This window comes from Staphylococcus chromogenes, assembly GCF_029024625.1.
In the GTDB taxonomy this organism is placed as follows: domain Bacteria; phylum Bacillota; class Bacilli; order Staphylococcales; family Staphylococcaceae; genus Staphylococcus; species Staphylococcus chromogenes.
In genome coordinates, this window is record NZ_CP118953.1 from 2,009,231 (window position 1) to 2,028,717 (window position 19,487).

Genomic DNA, 19,487 nt, shown 5'->3' on the forward strand with positions numbered 1-19,487 from the left:
AGGGCTTTTCTTATATTTTAAAGACGCTTATCCCTTTATCAATTTAGCATAGAATAGCCTGAATTCCCCCTTGAATCCTTAATAAAAAGCGTCTACGAGATTGCACGACCTAACGTGAGAAAGCCATCAAAATTTACACATAGATAAATTTTGATGGCTATTTTAAATTTAAATAGATAATAATGCAAAAAGACAGATGATGTAATAATTACTAGTAAGTAATGAACGCATATTCAACTCATTCTTAGTTGAAACTTCTGAGCAAAAACTGTAACAGAAAGTCTTAATAATCTAACTGAACTTGGCGTGCGCTTTTTACGTATACACTGCTTTATCTCTGCCCCCAACAAAGACATAAAAGTGTTTATGCCCCCTTTTACCGCACGATTTATGAGTCACTGTGGTATGAGCGAACTTTTTCACCATAAAATACTTTTGATGTTTCCATTTTCATACATAAGACATACTTCTCATAAACTTCACACACTTGTGCCAAAATCGTATGTGGCGATTTGACACTCAACACTTCTACATATTCGTCTTGTTGAAAGGTACAACATTCATCAACATTCACTAAGAAAAGCCCTTCATTGATGAGCCTAACAACTTCATGATTACACAAATGGATTCACCACACTCTCACTATTTCAAGATTATCATACTAAATTTATAAGACACTATGTTTCGTTTAAATTAAACTTATTCGAAAATTTACATTGTCTTTACATGATTGTAAAATGACTGAAAATTGATATGCCCATGGTCAAAAACAATGCGCTTACGTATAATCAAAGTATAGGAGGTCTTATGATATTACTATTACTTCTTTTAACGCTTTGTGCTGGTGCAGTTATTCCATTGCAAACTTCTATAAATGCACGGTTACACCATTTTACGCACAGTTCTTTTTATACATCTGCCATCTCTTTTTTAGTAGGAAGTCTCACGCTTGCCATCGTCATTCTTTGTTTTCAACCGCACTATTTTACACCACATACTTTAAGCACATTTCAGTTGGACTATCGATGGGTGATTGGAGGCTTAATGGGCGTCATTTTTCTAACGGGAAATCTACTTTTACTGCCGCGTATAGGGGCTTCCCTCACTGTAGTGACCACTTTGTCTGGTCAATTAATTATGAGCCTCCTCATTGATACGTTTGGCTGGTTTCATTTGCCGATGCGTCCGTTAACTATCGTTAAAATATTAGGCTTAATTTTACTGTTTACAGGCATCATTTTAATGAATTTGACTTCAAAGCAAGCCACAAACCAAATACACAATCGAATTTGGCTCATTGTCGGAGTTTTATTTGGAGCTGCTCCTCCCATTCAAACAGCAATCAATAGCAGTTTAGGACAACTTACACATTCGTCTCTATTTGCAGCGTTTGTTTCTTTTACGGTCGGGACAGCGACCTTATTTTTGCTTACCATAATATTCCATCGCAGATTTAAAATTTATAAACGCGACACAACTTCACGTCCTCTTCGTTGGTGGTATTTTACCGGAGGGATGTTGGGCGCTATATTTGTAACCACAAATATTATTGTCGCTCCTATCTTAGGGATTACTGTTTCTCTTATTATTGTCATGCTGGGACAAATAATCATGGGCTTATGTATCGATCACTTCGGATGGCTTAATGCACCCAAACAGGCAATACACCTTAAGCGTATTCTCGGCTTATTATGTGTTATTGTCGCGATATTCATCATTCAACTCAATTAATAATCCATGATTATCGCTTTACCGTTTTCATACCTGTTAGAATTAAAAGTCAGGACTCCTTAATTGACACCACAATCTTTAATTTATATTCTCCTATGGCAACACTATACCTCGCGTGAGGTTTGGTGTTGTCATATCCATTTGAAATGCAAACATTCTCCTCATAAACATAACTCTTAAAATCAGTTTAGGCTCTCCCTCTTAATTAATAACATATTTACAGTTAAATCAAGATTTTTTTCATTTTTTAAACCCTCAAATTAAATAGTTTTTGTGAGTTTGTTTATATTCACTCTAAGTCGCTTGCACCAAAATATTATTACATTATAATTTTTATCAAAATTATATTGAGGTGCATACATGAAAAAATCATTGCTTATCACTATTTTAACGGGTATTCTTCTCTTTAGTATGACTACAGGAGTTGTGATTCATTTATTTATCCAACCAAATCAATCGGATATCAAAACAATCCGTGCCACTTTAACACCTCCCCCTTATTTAATAGGGATTGTGCAATCTGACTATAACTATTTATTAAAATTCAATCCCACTTTGGGCTATATTCAAGATATTCACGTCAAAAATGGCGAACGCGTCGACATAGATACCCCTTTAGTGACCTATCACAATCCCGCAAAAATCCCCGAAATCAATGCATTAAACACGTTACTCAAACTTCCTCTTGATGCTGATCAAAGTTTTGAAACAAATAAAGAAATAATGAAACTCAAAGCAAATTTGTATCACACGATTCAATCACCTACTCAGGGAATCGTGCGTTTGCATGAATCTGTTCCAGAGCAAAATAAAGAAAAAATTTCAGAAATAACTTCTGAAGAACAACATATTCTCGTTAAAGTTCCGGAGAATTTATATACAAAATTTAAACAAGGAAACACTGTTAACCTACGGTCTCGTTTTAATGGAAAAGAGGCGAAAGGTACAGTTGTATCAAGACATTGGACCCCCATCTCTTCTTCAAAATCAAAGCATCAATCTTACTATTTCACCAAAATTAAAACGCCTAAAAACTATCCTATTGGGACTCATTTTGATATTCAATACTCTAACGCATTAATCGTTTTACCTAGTGATATATTAATAGATGAAAATTCAGTATTGATTTATAAGAAGGACAAATTGATTAAACGAATAATAAGTTATGATAAAATAAATGAGCAACTTATAATTAAAAATGGAATATTTGTTGGAGAGAAAGTCGTACGATTTCCCCATGATCAAAAAATTAAAATAGAGAATATAGAGAGATAGATGGGTTTTCTTTTTCTATTAAAATTATTTTAATGTAAAAGAAGACTTTCCGTAGAAGTTGAAATGACACGGCATATTGTTATAAAACTGCTTTTTTCCAACTTTCTACAAAAATTTTGTATCATAATCGAGTGCGGTTAAGCCTTCTTAGTTTACAATCTAATTCGAATTGGTTATAATTACAATCTAATTGCACTTAAATCAATTCACAAGTAATATTATTAATTACTTTTTATAAGAAGGTACAGATATTTCGTTTGAAATTAATAAGCGTCACTTTCTTAAATATGTTTTCCAAGACATGTTTTGAAAAATTATACGAGGGCAATGAAAACGGGAGGTTATGGAAATGGCTGTTACAAGAGTCAAAGATTGTTTCGAATTATTATCAATGGTTACGTATGCGGATAGATTAAAAAGCGTAATCAAAAAAGAATTCCAAATTAGTTTTGAGGAATTTGCTGTATTAACACATTTAAGCTATCGCATTGAAGATGAATATTACCTTAAAGATATTATTAACAACTTAAACTACAAACAACCTCAAGTAGTTAAAGCGGTTAAAAACTTATCTCAAGAAGGTTACTTCAACAAGCGTCGTAACGAACAGGATGAGCGTACTGTTCTTATTTTAGTAAACGATGAGCAACGTAAAAAAATCGACGAATTGTTAAATCGTGTTAACGAAACAATCAAAAGCACTGACATTAAACCACAATAATGAAAAAACCACTTCGCTTGAAGTGGTTTTTTTATGTGTTTTTATGTGGCTAGGGGTTAGTTTTAATGCCCACAACATCAATTCTCTCATTGATGTTGAGCCACTTGGAAAGTTCGCTTTATCAATCTTTTTTTACCCCTGTTTAATGTCTATCTTCCCCGTAATATAGGTAATATATTTAAAGGTTAGCTTAAATATTTTTAATAAACGTTTCAAAATCTACTAAAAACTTTTCTATCTCTTCGATATGCGGGGCATGCCCAGAGTGTTTATATTCTTTATAGTCAATGTGGCGCGCATTAACATCTGGTCTTTGCGCTGGATTATTTCTAAAAGGATCAAAAGCACCCTCAATCACCAAAGCGGGTACTGTGAACTTATTCACATATTCCTTTTGATATTCTTGATACGTGTGTAATGCCCGTGTGGCCACTGCCATATCATTTTCTGTTTCATAACTATATATCCGTTGTTGTTGATACCATTTCAATGCCGCTTTCTTATTATGATAAATATAAGGAAAGAGCACGAGTGTGGCTTCTAAACGTGTAAAACCTTTCGTCATTTCACGATGTTCATTCATAAGATGTGCCATCCCATTTACGATATTATTGTCGTATGCACCAATTAATGTCAGTGATTGAACATAATCTGAGGCTTCACACGCTAAAAGTGATGCGATAATCCCTCCCATACCATGTCCTAAAAAGTGTGCTTTTTTTATCTGAAGATGATCTAATAGTGATACCAAATCTTGTAAATGGTTGCTCATTTCATAATGGTTCGGTTTAGAGGACCTTCCATGCCCTCTCAAATCATAACAGATTAATGTGAAGTGTGGCTTTAATCTCTCGGCAAGCGCATCAAAACTCGCAATATTTCCATACAAATCATGTATCAGTACTAATGGTACACCTTGGCCCATTTTTTTCAAATGTATTCTACGTCGATCTTTGGTCGTGAAGTCTCCCAATATTCTCTCCCCTTCAAAAGTACAGGTAGTTCATCTATACCCTTATCATCATAAATATAACATTGCAAAATTATATTTCGTAAAATAATCTTATTCATTAAATATAAAAGAGAAGTGAAGATTAAATTTTCTTCACTTCTCTCAGTATATTTTTCAAATTATCCTTGCTTTTTAGAGGAGAGTTCAATCGTGTAAAAAATTATAAGTACTAAAATCATAATCCATATTGCAATCGAAATCAGTTGTGCCGCTTGTGGATCACGAATTAAAATATCAATTGTTTTTTGCACTAATAATAGGCCAACACCCGTATATTCTAAGCGTTTGCGGTAAAGGCCCCAAAAAGTAAAAAAGAGACCGAACAAAGCAATTATCATGTGAGTGTAGGTCGTTACAATATGAATACCTAAGGTGATATCAAAAGTATTCATTGCTATCAAAATCAAGGCAATGACAGCGAGCAATACGCCAATATAACTTTCTAAACGATTTTGATATAGATAACTCTTTCTCATAATACGAGAATAAATTATCACTGAAATCGGTAATAGCACGATAATATACAAAATCGATAAGCCCGTCGCCGCCCCGAACGGAACAAGTTGCTTATCATATAAATATGAAATCAAAATAAAGTTAATAATAAAAAAGACAACCGGATTAAACTGTAAAGTAAACAAATTCTTCTGAATCGTCAATATGATTTCAGCTGTTGATTTTTGTCGATACTCAATATAATCAACACCCTGTTTTTCAGATTTTTGGATGTCTCTTCTTAAATTTTCTTTGACATCATCAATTAACGTCGTCGTGATGCCTTTGTGCGTGAGATAATCTTCAACGTTATCAATCAATGTACGATCGTTTGGTCTCATAATGGCCTCCAAATTTTGTCAATGTGGCTATCTTATACTGAAATGTATCAAATGTAAACCATCATCTATGTATTATGGGCTTTAAAACATAAAAAAGGAGGGACAATAAAATCATAGTGATTTCTGTCCACCCCTTCATCTACCTTTATTGATTTAAAAAGGTCTATTTTTCTAAATCAATGCGATACAATTTAATGTTTTTATCTTTAGGTGATGGTGATGCAAATTGATATGAACGTTTGCCATCAATAATAAAGCCGCTATTTCCTGTCACTTTATTATAGTGCTCACGTGTTACGGCTTTAGCACTTACATTTTTCTTAACCTCTTTATAAGTGGGGCCGTCTGCTTTGTTATAGCTCATTGAAATTCGTGTCACTTTAGCATTCGGAGCTTTAGAATTCGCAGTGACAATCATCATTCCTTTATCAGTATGATACTCATAATATTGTTCTGTACCGAATCCAGCTTCAGTATGAATGCCTTCACCTTTGACACGAATCACGTCTGTCATATTTTGACCGATTTTAACGCCTTCAATAGTTTGATCTCCTTGTTGTAAGGCTTTAACAGATTGAAGTGTGTTCCCTTGCATTGCAGACGCAGATCCAGTTGCAACACCTGATAGAGTTAAACCAGTAATAATTACAGCACTGACGAGTTTTTTCATAAAGCACACGCTCCTTTTTCGCTCTTTCGATTCTGTGCTCACTACTAGTATACCCTAAATTTCAATATAATGACAGTTATATTACGAAACGATTACACACTTGCTTTCGAAGACTTTTCTACAAAGGCTTTTACTGTTTTTAAGAAACGTTCCTTTTCTTCTACAAACGGGTATACTCCTGATTTTTTAAATAAACAAAATTCCGAAACAGGAATTAAATCCGCCACATCTTTTGCTTCCATTGGTGTCACACGCTCATTAGCATCTCCTGCAATAACTAACGTACGTTTATGAACTTCAGTTGTCAGTTCCTTGATGTCAACATTCTGAAAAGCTTGATCCACTGCGCGGTGCTCATATTCAGTCAGAAGTTCTGCAGAATTATCTACACTTTTTAAAAACTTACGTACTTTATTTTTTGAGTAATATAAGTGTTTTTCAAAGAATTTTTCTTGTTCAGAATTATCCCATGTCCGTACTTTTTCTGCATATTTTAAGAACAGACGCTCTTTCGGTAACATCTCATTACTTGCCGTTGGATTGATTAACACGAGTTCCGTTACTTTTTCAGGATAACGTACTGCAAAATCCATCGCCACTGCACTCCCTAATTCGTTTGCGATTAACAAGCTAGATTTCAAATATAAAAATTCCATCAGTTCTTTAATATCTTGTGCAAACTGTTTAAAATCAATGCTTAAAGGTTTATCAGAGAACCCGTGGCCTCTCAGATCAATAAGAATCACTTGATATTTACGTGATATACGTTTAGCAATATCTTCAAAGACAGTATGATTCATATGTATCGTATGAATCATAATTACAGGGTCTCCCTGCCCCATTGAACGGTAATAAAGCGCTGTCCCATCAGATGTACGAAATAATTTCATTATTTTTCCTCCCCTTTAGATATATCCAGTATTTCTAATAATTCCTCTAATGTTGAAATTTCAAAGTCCATTTCTGAAGCTAGCGGTTCTAATTCTACGTCCCCTTCTTTATGACGATACCAAATACTCACCATTCCCATCGCTCTTGCAGGGGCGACATCATTTAATGCATCATCGCCAACATAGATTACTTCTGAAGGTGCAACATTTAGTTTTTCAAGAATATCCTCATAGATACGTGGATGTGGCTTACGAAATCCTACCGTTTCAGAAGTTGATAAATGATTGACATAATCTTCAATGCCTAAAGCGTAAATACGATAGTGCTTGATGTTGGATTTGCCATTAGCAATGACACCTATTTTATACCCTGCTTCTGTCAATTTTTGTAAAGTATAATGCGTATCATAAAATGGAAATACGTACCGATAGAAATGCATCTCAAAGTCATGAAACAAATCTTTCCAACTTAGGCGATCAATATTAAATTGCTTAATGATTTCTTTATATAAGTCAGGTTTATCATGGTCTTCATCATCGTCAAGTTCTATAAACTTTTTTCTGTAATCGGAAGCTTGCACGCGTACAAGATAATCATGAAAACGTTCATATTGTTCTTCTATGAATTTGTCTCTTGATTTTTTTCGATCCAGGAGTGTACCTTCTAAATCAAAAATAATCGCTTTAATAGGGTTTAAATCCATTATATAACCTTCTTCAATTTAAAATTATAGGTCTCAAAAGTTTTTCACCTTTTAACCTTATCGGTGATACATTATAACGATGTCCTTTAGCACTTGTTAAACATGATGTATCTTTTTGTTTTCCATCCACATGAGATAAAACATGAATGGAATACCTAATATCGCAAGCACAATACTTGCAGGTAATTGTATCGGCGCAAACAACTGGCTTCCTAAACTATCCGCAAACACCATCACTGTACCACCAATCAACAAATTAAAAATGATTTTTGTTTCTAATCCTCCAAAAGTAATACGCTGAACCAATTGAGGAATCACGATGCCGATAAATCCAATCACGCCGACATATCCAATAATTGTTGCGGAGAGCGCCGTGGCAATGACTAATGTCACCATGGATAGCCGCTCTGTTTTTACACCCAAACCTTGACTTGATAACACATTGAGTTGCAATAATTTTAATTGAGGTAACAATCCCCCAACCAATACTAATGCTAAGATGAGGGCCGAACCGATGAGGAGGACCTCACGCATTTCCGCTGCTGCAAATCCCCCAAACATATAATTTAAAATATTTTGCAACTTACGGGGATTGAACTGAACTAATAAATATAAACATGCATTCATCATAGCACCAATCATAATTCCCGACAAAATTAACATTCTGGTCGGGTATCCTTTTGAAATGATTTGTGCGACAAAGATGACAATCATTAGTGAGACAAGTCCAAACAAAATCGCAATAGGCGCTATCCAAATAAACGAGAGCCCTAAAAAAACAGTCACTGCGGCACCTAACGTTGTCCCATTCGCTAACCCAAGGGTGAAGCTATCGGCTAGAGGATTGTTCAGTATTAATTGAAATAAACATCCTGCTAAAGTGAGTCCCATCCCAGAGAGCAAGGCCAGTAACACACGGGGAAGTCTCACCTCTAAAACAAGGGTCTGTGCATAAGGGAATGTCCAGTCCATAAACCCAAATAGACTATAAAGTACAACTAAGATTAAAAGAAATCCCCATAAACCAAACGTTATGAGGTCTCTTTTTTTATTTTTTTGCATCAATAGCATCACTCAACTTTTTCATTGCTTCATCAATGCGTGGGCCTGGTCTCGAAAGTAAATCGTCATTTAAAGCTTCAACACGTTGTTTTTTAACTGCATTGAGATCTTCAAACCCGCTTCGCTGTTGTACAAGCGATTGATATTCTTTTGTGGATATACCAGAAGTCGTTAACATGACATCAGGATTCTTTTTAATAATGTCTTCTTTACTCACTGTAGGCCACCCTTTATGATCATCAAATACATTTTTAGCTTTGAGTTTTGTGAGCATGTCATTCATAAATGTTTGTTTTCCGACGGTATAAATTTCAGGTTCTGAAGCAATTTCGATAAAGACTTTCGGTTGTGCTTTACGAGATTTGGCTTTGTTGACCACCTTTTCTACATTCGCCTTTGTTTCTTTGACGAGTGTTTGTGCTTCTTTTTCTTTATTTGTGGCTTGACCAATTTGTTCGAAACTTTGATACATTTCGTTGAGTGACTGAGCATCTTTCACATACACCACTTTTATGCCACTGTTTTCAAGACTTTTTAACACTTTTTCTTGGGATGCTTTTTGAGATTCATGGGTCAAAATAAGGTCGGGTTGTGCTTTAATGAGCGCTTCTTTATTAAGCTTCATCGCATCAAATTGTGTTTTATGACGTACCTCTTTCGGATAATCATCTACTGTTGAAACCCCTACTACATGATCTCCCAATCCAAGTTCATATAATATTTCAGTATTGCTTGGTATGAGTGAAATAATACGATTAGGGACTTTATTCGTTGTTTTGCCCGTTTCGTCAGAATGGTCATCATTAAAATTACATCCAGCTAACAGCAAAAGACTCATAATTATGACATAAAAAATAGACTTCCCTTTCATGAATTCCCTCCTCAAGTGATTATTCACAAATTATATCAAATCACGGGTCACTTACCACCCTTATTTTATGAAAAATATAAAAAGACGAGTGCGCGTCGCCGTAGACATGTCTTTGGGCTTTCACACTCATCTTCAATAAAGTAAAGTTAAATCATCAATATTACATTTTTTCTGGTGCTGTAACGCCGACAAGTGTCAGTGCGTTACGTAGTGTGATGCGTGTTGCATCAATTAATGCAAGATGCGCTTTTGTTTTTGTCTCGTCGTCAGTAAGTACTTTTTCAGCGTTGTAAAATCTATGGAAATGTGCAGACAAATCTTGAATATAGTTTGTGACACGTTGTGTGGCACGCGCTTCTGCTGCGCCTTCAATCATTGATTCAAATTCTGCAATTTTCTTGAGTAATTCAATTGCTTTATCATTCGTGATAGTCGTATAATCCGCACCTTTTTGAACTTCAATGCCTTTATCCTTCGCTTGTCTTAAGATAGAGCAAATACGCGCATGGGCATATTGTGCATAATAAACAGGATTATCTTGAGATTGTTGCTTAGCAAGTTCCATATCAAAGTCAAAGTGCGTATCTGGACTACGCATGGATAAGAAGTAACGTGCCGCGTCAATCCCCACTTCGTCCATAATTTCTCTTAACGTAATTGCATTTCCCGTACGTTTACTCATTTTGACTTCTTCGCCATTTTGCATTAAACGCACCATTTGCATAATTTGAATTTCAAGACGCTCATGATCTACACCGAATGTTTCCATTGCAGCTTTTAAACGGTTAATATAACCGTGGTGGTCAGCGCCAAATAAATTAATCAACGTATCATTACCACGTTGAATCTTATCGAAATGATAAGCAATATCTGGTAAGAAATATGTGTACGTGCCGTCTTGTTTAATTAAAACGCGGTCTTTGTCATCATTAAAGTCCGTTGTACGTAGCCAAGTTGCGCCATCTTTTTCATAGATATAGCCCAGTTCTTTAATTTTATCTAATACAGCTTGTATGTCGCCTTTTTCATATAAAGATGTTTCACTAAACCAATTATCAAAATGAATGTTAAAATCCGCTAAATCTTTTTTCAGTTTAGCCATTTCATAGTCCACACCCAATTGTCTGAACGTTTTAATACGCGCTTCATCGTCTAAGTCTTTTAACTCGGGTTGCTTTTCAGCTAAATCTTTACCAATATTTTTAATATCTTCTCCATGATAGCCATCTTGTGGCATTTCTGCAGATTCACCTAAACTTTGGCGGAAACGTGCTTCAATGGATTTAGCCAAATTGGTAATTTGGTTCCCAGCATCGTTAATGTAATATTCACGTGTGACATCATAACCTGCCGCACTCAAAATGTTACACAACGTATCTCCAACAGCTGCATTACGTGCATGTCCAATATGCAAATCGCCTGTCGGATTGGCTGAAACATATTCTACTAAAATCTTTTCATTTTTAGGGGTATCTACGCGTCCAAAATGTGTATCTTTTTCAATGGCTTGATCAATCACTTCATACAAATAACCTGAATCAAGATAAAAGTTGATAAACCCTGGTCCTGCGATGTCGATAGATTTAACGTGTGCTGCTTCAGTATCAAGATTTTCAACAATTAATGATGCGATTTCTCGAGGGTTGCGTTTCGCAATTTTCGTTAAAACCATCGCAATGTTTGTCGCATAATCACCATTTTTTTCGTCTTTTGGAATTTCAATTTTAATCGCCGGTACTTCATCTGTGATGCCTGCTTTTTGGATACTTTTTTCAATTTCTTGTATCAATGTTTGTTTCACTTGATCAATTAAGTTCATCGTTTATCTCCTTATATTTAATTTCGTATTGGTACGTACCCATTTTTTCATCGTCCTGATACAATTCATAGTGTACTTTTAGTTTTCCACCTGTTTCACTCACAAAATGAATAATACTTAGCGTATTGACCACCAATAATATTTTCCCTTCTGGGAGATGATAAAATGTTTTCGTCGGTTGGCCTTCTTTGAAATGGAGTGTCATGTTGATATCGCCTTTGCGAATAATTTTGATTGCATCATTTGCGATTTTGACTGTTACATTTACATCGGCATTGTCAACGGCCTCATTATAGCGAATAAATGTCGCATTCTTCTCTGTGAGCGTGCCATCCACATGGTTCGTAAATTTCTCTTTGCTGTCCTCTTGTTTTACGATTTGATGTGTTTCAATTGCCACTTTTCGTTCCAATTCGCTTCACCTTATCTCTATAAATAATACACATCATTATAGCACAATGTTGAAGTGATAAAAAAGGGACTAAGACCTTCCTCTGTCTTACCCCCTTAAATATCTATCTATTAAGCTAACGCTGTTTTTAAGTCATCACTTGAATTATCCCACATTTCTTGATTGTGAGACACTAAAAACGATTTTAAAACTCGTTTGTTTTCTTCACCAATTTGATCAATAATCACTTTATGTTTCATCGATTTATCCATCATGTTTACGTGCTCTGGCATACTTTTGTATCCACGACGAATCGACTTGTTAACGAGCATATACGCTGCTGTTAATCCTGCATAGTAAGGTCCTTGTTCGCCGCGCTCTGTTGTCACCCAACATAACCAGTAGGCTTTCGCACCTTCAACATCCACTGTTTCTCTATCAGTAATCCATTTGACACCACGTTCTACATCTGCACGTGCATGCATCGCGCCAATATCTATAAAAGCTTCTTTTGCCTCAATATCAATAAATACAGGCGCTACATTATCAAGGCTAATGGAACCTATATTCGTTCCTTTATGACCATCTAAAGGGTCATTTTTAATAATATTAAATTTAAAACCTTTTTGTTCTGCCACAATAATTCCTCCTGTTTATGTTTTTATGAGTTAAGTTCATTTAACAAGTTAATAATGGCACCTTTCACTTCGGGGTTTTCGATTTTCATAATTAATTCTTTAGGATAATAAAGCTTGTAATCTTCACGTTTAATGCCAGTAATACTCGAAATAATTAACGACTGACTACTAATTTCCCGAATACCCCCTTTAGGTTGCAATAAATGGATGGGTTGTCGATTAGAACCTGGTCGGTCATAATCATAAGGTAAATCTGAAAATGAATCACTAACGAAATAATAGTCTGGATCAATATCTGCTTGTTCAAAGAGCTCACGCAATTCAGAGATAGTAATAATTGAACCATCAAACGGAAGATATTTAAATAAATCTCTATTAATAAATCGTTGTGCTAAATCACTTAAAATAGGGTCTGATTCACGCATCCAGCCTTTTAAATAATAAGTGACATCTGTTTCATCCAACTCCACATATTCCTCAACCGTTACACGTTCTTCGAAAAATGGGATAAATACCGTGGGTGCTGTGTCAAATTGATACCCTGTTTCGTACAAATATTTCGCCCGCTTAAAACAATTATTAAGTAATACTTCGCCCCCGCGACTTACCGCATGGAAATAAATTTGCCAGTACATTTGATAGCGACTCATAATAAAGTTTTCTACCGCATGCATCCCGCTTTCTTTAATCAGAACCTCATTTTCAGAAGGGCGCATTAATCTTAAAATACGTTCCATATCAAACATGCCATATGAAACACCTGTAAAGTAAGCATCCCGTTGCAAATAATCCATGCGATCTGCATCAATTTGTGATGAAATCATAGAGATAACAAGCTTATTCTCATGGGTCTTGTTAATCACTTCTGCTACAGCATTGGGAAAATCTGGACTGACACGCCGTAAAACTTCGTTAACCTCTGTCTCCCCTGTAATTATGGCTTGGGTAAACTTTTCATGATCAGTGTTAAATATCTTTTCGAAACAATGTGAAAAAGGCCCATGCCCTAAATCATGCAACAATGCTGCACACATGGCTAATGGACGATCATCGTCGGACCAAGCTTCACGCCCACTGAAAGATTCATCAATCATACGACGCACAATTTCATAAACACCTAGTGAGTGTCCAAAACGACTATGCTCTGCCGTGTGAAAGGCTAAATTGAGCGTACCGAGCTGTTTAATACGTCGTAACCTTTGGAATTCTTTTGTTTTAATCAAATCCCAAATCAACTGATCTTTCACGTGAATATAGCGGTGAATAGGGTCTTTGAACACTTTTTCTTCGGATAACTTACGGTTGACATACGGTATCTCTGTCAAGCGAGATCCCTCCTTAACTTCTTATGACGTTAATGGCTTTTTCATCAAAGCAAGGTGCATGATTTCTTTATGCATCTCTGAATCGTATGTACGAACAACGTTAAAGCCTTCTTTTTCATAGAATGCCACACCGCGTTCATTTTGCGTATCGACTTCTAAATAGACAGCGTCATATTGCCCCTCAAAATGCGCGATACCTTTTTCTAACAACAAACGACCGAACCCTTTGTGTTGAGAGTGGGGACGCACATAATGTGCAGACAAATATAACTCTGTACCACTAATGAAATTGGCAAATCCTACGACTTCCTCATCTTCTATCGCCACTAAAAAGAGTTGCTCTTTTAATCGTTTTAAAAGATGATTTTCATTATATGAAGCAGCTAATAACTCATTAACCGTTGAAGCTGCGTAAATATCTAAATACGTGTTGTACCACGCTTTTGTTGCTACATCTCGAATTCCGATGACGTCTTCAGGTGTAGCAATTCTAACTTCATACATACTCAAACCGCTCCTTAAATAAAAATCAATGCGCAGTGTATGGCATAAAAATACCCCGCATACAGTACGCATTAATCCAATTGAATACTTTATATTATAGCATAATCCCCTCGATTTGAGGCACGATTTAAACGCTATTTAAACTGTTTTAATCTTCTTTAACGCCCTTAAAATGAATACAGCTTATTCCATCGTTCTGCTTCTTTTATCGCATATTGATCGTGCAATATATCATCAGGTTTTTCCGCATAGCCAATCAGGTAATCTGCGAGATGCGCCCCTAAAAACTGTAAACTGTACTCGATTTGTTGCACGCACGGGAGTGCTTTGATTCTCGGGCTATCTCCGCCTACTAACACTAATCTAAACGTAATTTTTTGCATACGCTCTTTAAAATCTTGATATCGCGGATCTTGAAGTGTTTCAGACCAATGGTCAATAAAAGATTTTAACGTTCCGCTCACGCTATACCAATACACGGGCGACGCAAAAATGACTTCATCACTTTCGAGCACTTGATCAATCACACGTTGATAATCATCGTTGTATTCGAGAATTTGAATAGATTCATGACGTACATCTCTCACGGGATTAAACGCTAATTTCGTTAAATCAATCCATTGATAGCCATGACCCTTTAATATTTTTTTCGTCAATGTTGCAGTGTTTCCATTTTCTCGGCTTCCACCAAATAAAACTGTAATCATATGAACACCCTCAAATAGCAGTTTTTTATAGCACTAACCTTATTCCCTTTCTATTAACTTCTATTCATTGATAGCTCTTAAAATTAAGAATGAAATAGGCGCACCCAAGACTAACACTTTAATAGGGCGCTGTTCTAAGACTCATGTGCAAATATAAAAAACCCCTCACTAAAATGAATAGTGAAGGGTTAAATCATCTCATGAACGAATACCCCAATATATGAAACGATATGCTTTAACATAGACACGTTTGAAATCATATCTTCAATATCACGGCTTTCATGCTTAACATTTCTTTTATAAAAAGGAAAAAGCGCTAGAATTCTATTTTCAGTAATGTCTCACGAGACGTTCATGGCTAATATATTTCACACTGTTGATGACAATGTTATGATTCCGATTGTTGTTTGCGTTTGGCAAGTTTTTCTTTAAGTTTACGGTCTTGTTCTTCTTTACGTCGTTTACGTTCTTCATTTCGCTTACGTAAACGTTCTTCCTCTTCAGGATCTCGTGGTTTTTGAAGTTGTTTGACTACTTTTTCCATCAGTTCCTCTTCTGTGAGTGCAGCGAGAGGACGGTTATTGACAAAGGCGAAAGTTTTTCTACGACCTGGTCCACAATACGATTGGCAACCAATTTCGATTTCAGCATCAGGATCAATTTTTTTAAGTTTATTCGTGACACTTTTTAAATTAACCGCTTGGCAATCATCACAGACCATGAATTTATTTTTCAACTACGCCACACCTTTCCTTAAAATGATAACTCTACTTATTTTACTCTTTTTCATTATTTTTTCAAGGTATACGCAATATAAAAATAAGAATGATACTATCACTTGTGCCAAACGCCTTAGGTTAGTTTTTGATTGGTAAACTTTGTGTAATATCAATGCCTAAAATTGGAGGCACAAGGAAATAGACGACCAATATAATAACAACAATACTAATCATGTTCATGACGAAACCTTTTAATGCCATCTCTTTAATTTGAATTTTGCCTGTACCGAACACAATGGCATTTGGTGGTGTCCCGACAGGTAACATATACGCACAGTTAGCTGCCATCGCTGCTGGAATCATCAACAATAAGGGGTGCACATGAATCGCCACGGATAAGGTCGCAAGAATAGGTAAAATCATCGTCGCTGTTGCCGTGTTTGAAGTGATTTCTGTTAAAAATAGAATAAATACGGTAATGATAATGACGATGACAATCGGACTCACCCCATTTAATAGCGTGAGTTGTTCACCTAACCATTTAGCCAACCCGCTGTCTTGTATTCCTTTGGCAAGTGCAAGTCCGCCACCAAATAAAATTAATACGCCCCAAGGCAGGTCTTTAGCGATATCCCAATCAATAATACGGCGATGTTGATGTTTTGCCGGGATTAAAAATAAGAGGACAGAGACAAACATCGCAATTGTTCCATCGGCGACAAATTCTGTAGGCCCCCACTTGGCAAGTAAAAATTCACGAGAGACCCATAAAAAACTCGCGAGTAAAAATACTGTGAATACCACTTTTTCTTCATATTTTATTTTTCCTAAAGCCGTTAGTTTATCTTGAATGACTTTTTTTCCACCTGGTAACACTTTCATATCATGTTTAAAAGCGATAAATTTAAAATAAACCCACGCTAAAAACAACAACAAGATAACTGCTGGCACGCCGACCATCATCCAACGCGCAAAGCTTAATTCTTCACCAAAATGCGAGGCATATTGTCCTTTCAAAATGATGAGTGGCGGTGTACCAATGAGCGTTCCTAATCCCCCTATCGTTCCTGCATAACCAATGCCCAGTACGAGTGAACGTTCAAATTTTGAAATACTTTCATCATTTGCTTGATCTGTTTTTAACTCGTGCACCTCTTTTACAATCGCTAATCCAATTGGAATCATAATCATCACGGCGGCGGTGTTTGAAACAAACATTGACAAGCCGCCTGTTGCGACCATAAACCCGAGTAAAATACGGCCTGTACTTGTGCCAATGCCATTAATAATCGTCAAAGCAATTCGTGTATGTAAGTCCCAACGCTCCATCGCAATGGCTAAAATGAAGCCACCCAAAAACAAATAGATAATATCATTACCATATTGTGCTGCGACGGTTGCGCTATCCATTACCTTACCTAAAGGCAATAAGATTAAAGGTAGTAAGCTGGTTGCTGGGATAGGAATGGCCTCGGTAATCCACCACACCGCAATCCATGCTGTAATGGCTAAAACATAAATGCCTTGAAAGCCTAAATCATTCGGTTTAAAAAACAGTAGCGTCAATAAAAAAAGTAATGGCCCTAATACTAAACCTATCCCCTGTGCCATTGAATAGGATGGTTTTCGATCGGGTTGCTTTTTTGAAAAATAAGTTAAAAATTGAGACTGTTGTTCCACAATACCCCTCCCCTTTATTACAATACAAATGATAGCGCTATCAAAACGCTATATTTTAATTAGAATAGCACATTTAACTGTAAAATAATATATGCCAATGACAATAAAACGTATAGCAATAGTTAGGTAAGACGTTTAAGTTGTGTTCACAAAAAAGCTGAACGGCGCTTATTTACCGTTCAGCTTTTATATTATGGTTCTCTGTCAAATCGGACTGGTCACATTAAATCAAGGAGTAAGGCAATAATAAATTGCTTTAAGAGTATAAATTCTCGAACGTTGTTGGTTATTTTAATACTAATTAAATCAGTAAAACTGAGTCGTAAAATAGGTTTTATAACGCTTGCGAATAAATATAACGCATTTGATTGGTTCCTAAGCCGAGACTTCTGAGGCATCTAGCCGAAACCGAAAATCCATTTTAAGATTTTTCACTTACTGCAATAAAATTAGTGGCAGTAGCTGACTGGATTACGTATGCGCTTTTCAAGCTTTCCTCAATGTAAAGGACCACCTATTCACGTATGTTCATAGGTGTACTGAAGACGTAACTCATTACATTCCTAACGTCTTCAAGCACCGGCAGGCATTACTACGAAATCAAATAGATTTCTGTAATGCTCCAAGAAAAGCGAGGCTTTAAGGAACAATCAAATTAATGAAGTTATTTATACATTAGTCTGATTTATTATAGAACCTATATTATTCAATACGTTTTCGTTTCGGTTTAATAATTTGGACGGGCTTTCGAATAAATGATTTGGCAATTTGATCCGAAAAAAGTAGACCGACAGCAATTGCACCTGCAATTAGCGTCGCACGTATAAAAATATCGCTTGCCTGCACAAAATCTAACGTTAATAATTTTTGTGCGGCTTTAAAGAAAATACTTCCTGGCACTAGTGGAATAATCCCTGGAATCATAAACAGGATAACAGGAGATTTCACTAGGCGCGCCATAATATGACTGAGTATCCCTAAAGTAAAACTACCGAGTAAGCTTGCATAAATGCTATCTACATTCAGTAAAACTGTCGCTATATAATAAACAATATAGCCACAGCCCCCACATAACCCAGCGGGAACAAACAATCGCTTAGGTGCATCGTAAACAAATGCAAAACAAAAGGCGGTTAAAAAACTAAATATAAACATCAATATTAATATCATTCGTTTACCCCCCTATGATGAGAAACGCAGTCGTGATGCCTGCGCCAATGCCAAACGAGGTGACAATGGCCTCTAAAAATTTTGCGGTAAACATCAACATATGTCGTTCAAATAAATCTTGGATGGCGGTTGTAATTAACACCCCTGGCACAATAGGCATGACCGCCGCTGTTATAATTGCACCTAAATGGGGACTTTGTAGCCATAGGTTGATGGATAGAGCGACGAGACCGATGACTAACGAACCCACCATATCTGGAATAAACAGTGTCAATTGCTTACTTTTCATAAATTCTGTCACGACAAATCCTAATGCCCCAGCTAGAGCTGCTGGGAACAATTCTAGCCATCCACCCCCGACAAGATAGAGGAAACTCATCGAAATCATACCGGCAAACAACATTTTATGCCATAATTTGTATCGCTTCACATGTTTATCAATGTATTTGAGTTCCTCGTACGCTTTTTCAAAAGAAATCTCATTTTTAGCGATTTGACGCGACACTTGATTGACTAAAAATATTTTGCGTAAATTGGTATCATTTTTGTTAATTTTAACCATGCGTGATTCATGGTCTGGGGACAACGAAAAATCAATAAAAATATTTAAGGCATAACCTTGTACTTCGTGAAAACCATAGCTTGCGGCAATACGTACCATTGTATCTTCAATACGTTTTGCTTCAGCACCAGACTCGAGCAAAATGCGTCCTGCCAACATAATGATATTGGCTACCTCTCTATCTGAGGGCAAAGTATTCG

At 36.1% G+C, this 19,487-nt stretch carries 21 protein-coding genes; 3 read left to right on the forward strand and 18 right to left on the reverse strand.

The window, feature by feature from the left end:
* Window positions 1–388: 388 nt before the first annotated feature.
* A complete protein-coding gene (locus PYW36_RS09810) occupies window positions 389–574 on the reverse strand; it encodes a hypothetical protein (RefSeq protein WP_051604942.1) in 186 nt (61 codons plus the stop codon).
* A gap of 233 nt (window positions 575–807) precedes the next feature.
* On the opposite strand from PYW36_RS09810, the gene PYW36_RS09815 reads away from it, so the two are divergent.
* The 3 genes from PYW36_RS09815 (at window position 808) to sarA (ending at window position 3,727) form a co-directional block, all read left to right on the forward strand.
* Window positions 808–1,731 carry a DMT family transporter gene (locus PYW36_RS09815; RefSeq protein WP_037572757.1) on the forward strand — a complete coding sequence of 308 codons (924 nt, stop codon included), beginning with the start codon at window positions 808–810 and terminating at the stop codon, window positions 1,729–1,731.
* A gap of 360 nt (window positions 1,732–2,091) precedes the next feature.
* Complete coding sequence (locus PYW36_RS09820) at window positions 2,092–3,006, forward strand: hypothetical protein (RefSeq protein WP_188351541.1); 915 nt, start codon at window positions 2,092–2,094, stop codon at window positions 3,004–3,006.
* Between the two features lie 349 nt (window positions 3,007–3,355).
* Window positions 3,356–3,727, forward strand: a complete 372-nt coding sequence (gene sarA / locus PYW36_RS09825) for a global transcriptional regulator SarA (protein ID WP_037566374.1) — start codon at window positions 3,356–3,358, stop codon at window positions 3,725–3,727.
* 190 nt (window positions 3,728–3,917) lie between these two features.
* On the opposite strand, the gene PYW36_RS09830 is transcribed toward sarA, so the two are convergent.
* The 17 genes from PYW36_RS09830 to PYW36_RS09910 all read right to left on the reverse strand — a co-directional run bounded on the left by PYW36_RS09830 (window position 3,918) and on the right by PYW36_RS09910 (window position 19,446).
* Complete coding sequence (locus PYW36_RS09830; RefSeq protein ID WP_103159315.1) at window positions 3,918–4,700, reverse strand: alpha/beta fold hydrolase; 783 nt, start codon at window positions 4,698–4,700, stop codon at window positions 3,918–3,920.
* Between the two features lie 158 nt (window positions 4,701–4,858).
* Window positions 4,859–5,575, reverse strand: coding sequence for a hypothetical protein (locus PYW36_RS09835; protein WP_037572763.1), 717 nt, complete (start codon window positions 5,573–5,575; stop codon window positions 4,859–4,861).
* Window positions 5,576–5,738: 163 nt separating this feature from the next.
* A complete protein-coding gene (locus PYW36_RS09840; protein ID WP_103159314.1) occupies window positions 5,739–6,245 on the reverse strand; it encodes an SA0570 family protein in 507 nt (168 codons plus the stop codon).
* Between the two features lie 92 nt (window positions 6,246–6,337).
* Window positions 6,338–7,135, reverse strand: a complete 798-nt coding sequence (locus PYW36_RS09845; protein ID WP_103159313.1) for an alpha/beta fold hydrolase — start codon at window positions 7,133–7,135, stop codon at window positions 6,338–6,340.
* Window positions 7,135–7,839 carry an HAD family hydrolase gene (locus PYW36_RS09850; protein ID WP_037572770.1) on the reverse strand — a complete coding sequence of 235 codons (705 nt, stop codon included), beginning with the start codon at window positions 7,837–7,839 and terminating at the stop codon, window positions 7,135–7,137. Before PYW36_RS09850 ends, PYW36_RS09845 begins: the two co-directional genes overlap by 1 nt.
* Window positions 7,840–7,935: 96 nt before the next feature.
* Entirely contained in the window at window positions 7,936–8,901 is a 966-nt protein-coding gene (locus tag PYW36_RS09855) for a FecCD family ABC transporter permease (RefSeq protein WP_037572773.1), read from the reverse strand.
* The gene (locus PYW36_RS09860) at window positions 8,888–9,772 is read right to left on the reverse strand and encodes an ABC transporter substrate-binding protein (RefSeq protein ID WP_037572775.1); all 885 of its coding nucleotides are present in this window, start codon (window positions 9,770–9,772) and stop codon (window positions 8,888–8,890) included. The genes PYW36_RS09855 and PYW36_RS09860 overlap by 14 nt, the downstream gene beginning before the upstream one ends.
* 160 nt (window positions 9,773–9,932) lie before the next feature.
* Window positions 9,933–11,591 (reverse strand): arginine--tRNA ligase, encoded by a 1,659-nt coding sequence (gene argS, locus PYW36_RS09865; RefSeq protein ID WP_037572777.1) that lies wholly within the window; start codon window positions 11,589–11,591, stop codon window positions 9,933–9,935.
* Entirely contained in the window at window positions 11,578–12,003 is a 426-nt protein-coding gene (locus PYW36_RS09870) for a YwiB family protein (RefSeq protein ID WP_037572779.1), read from the reverse strand. The genes argS and PYW36_RS09870 overlap by 14 nt, the downstream gene beginning before the upstream one ends.
* Before the next feature lie 110 nt (window positions 12,004–12,113).
* Window positions 12,114–12,620 (reverse strand): YwhD family protein, encoded by a 507-nt coding sequence (locus PYW36_RS09875; RefSeq protein WP_103159312.1) that lies wholly within the window; start codon window positions 12,618–12,620, stop codon window positions 12,114–12,116.
* Window positions 12,621–12,643: 23 nt separating this feature from the next.
* On the reverse strand, window positions 12,644–13,945 hold the full coding sequence (locus PYW36_RS09880) for an HD domain-containing protein (protein ID WP_037572785.1): 1,302 nt from the start codon (window positions 13,943–13,945) through the stop codon (window positions 12,644–12,646).
* 21 nt (window positions 13,946–13,966) lie between these two features.
* Window positions 13,967–14,449, reverse strand: a complete 483-nt coding sequence (locus PYW36_RS09885; protein WP_037572788.1) for a GNAT family N-acetyltransferase — start codon at window positions 14,447–14,449, stop codon at window positions 13,967–13,969.
* Window positions 14,450–14,616: 167 nt separating this feature from the next.
* On the reverse strand, window positions 14,617–15,156 hold the full coding sequence (locus PYW36_RS09890) for a flavodoxin family protein (protein ID WP_037572791.1): 540 nt from the start codon (window positions 15,154–15,156) through the stop codon (window positions 14,617–14,619).
* 388 nt (window positions 15,157–15,544) lie between these two features.
* A complete protein-coding gene (locus PYW36_RS09895; RefSeq protein WP_037572793.1) occupies window positions 15,545–15,892 on the reverse strand; it encodes a YuzB family protein in 348 nt (115 codons plus the stop codon).
* Between the two features lie 121 nt (window positions 15,893–16,013).
* On the reverse strand, window positions 16,014–17,555 hold the full coding sequence (locus PYW36_RS09900; RefSeq protein ID WP_373368836.1) for an SLC13 family permease: 1,542 nt from the start codon (window positions 17,553–17,555) through the stop codon (window positions 16,014–16,016).
* Window positions 17,556–18,257: 702 nt separating this feature from the next.
* Entirely contained in the window at window positions 18,258–18,725 is a 468-nt protein-coding gene (locus PYW36_RS09905; protein ID WP_037572799.1) for a threonine/serine exporter family protein, read from the reverse strand.
* Between the two features lie 4 nt (window positions 18,726–18,729).
* A complete protein-coding gene (locus tag PYW36_RS09910) occupies window positions 18,730–19,446 on the reverse strand; it encodes a threonine/serine exporter family protein (RefSeq protein ID WP_051604949.1) in 717 nt (238 codons plus the stop codon).
* Between the last annotated feature and the right edge of the window lie 41 nt (window positions 19,447–19,487).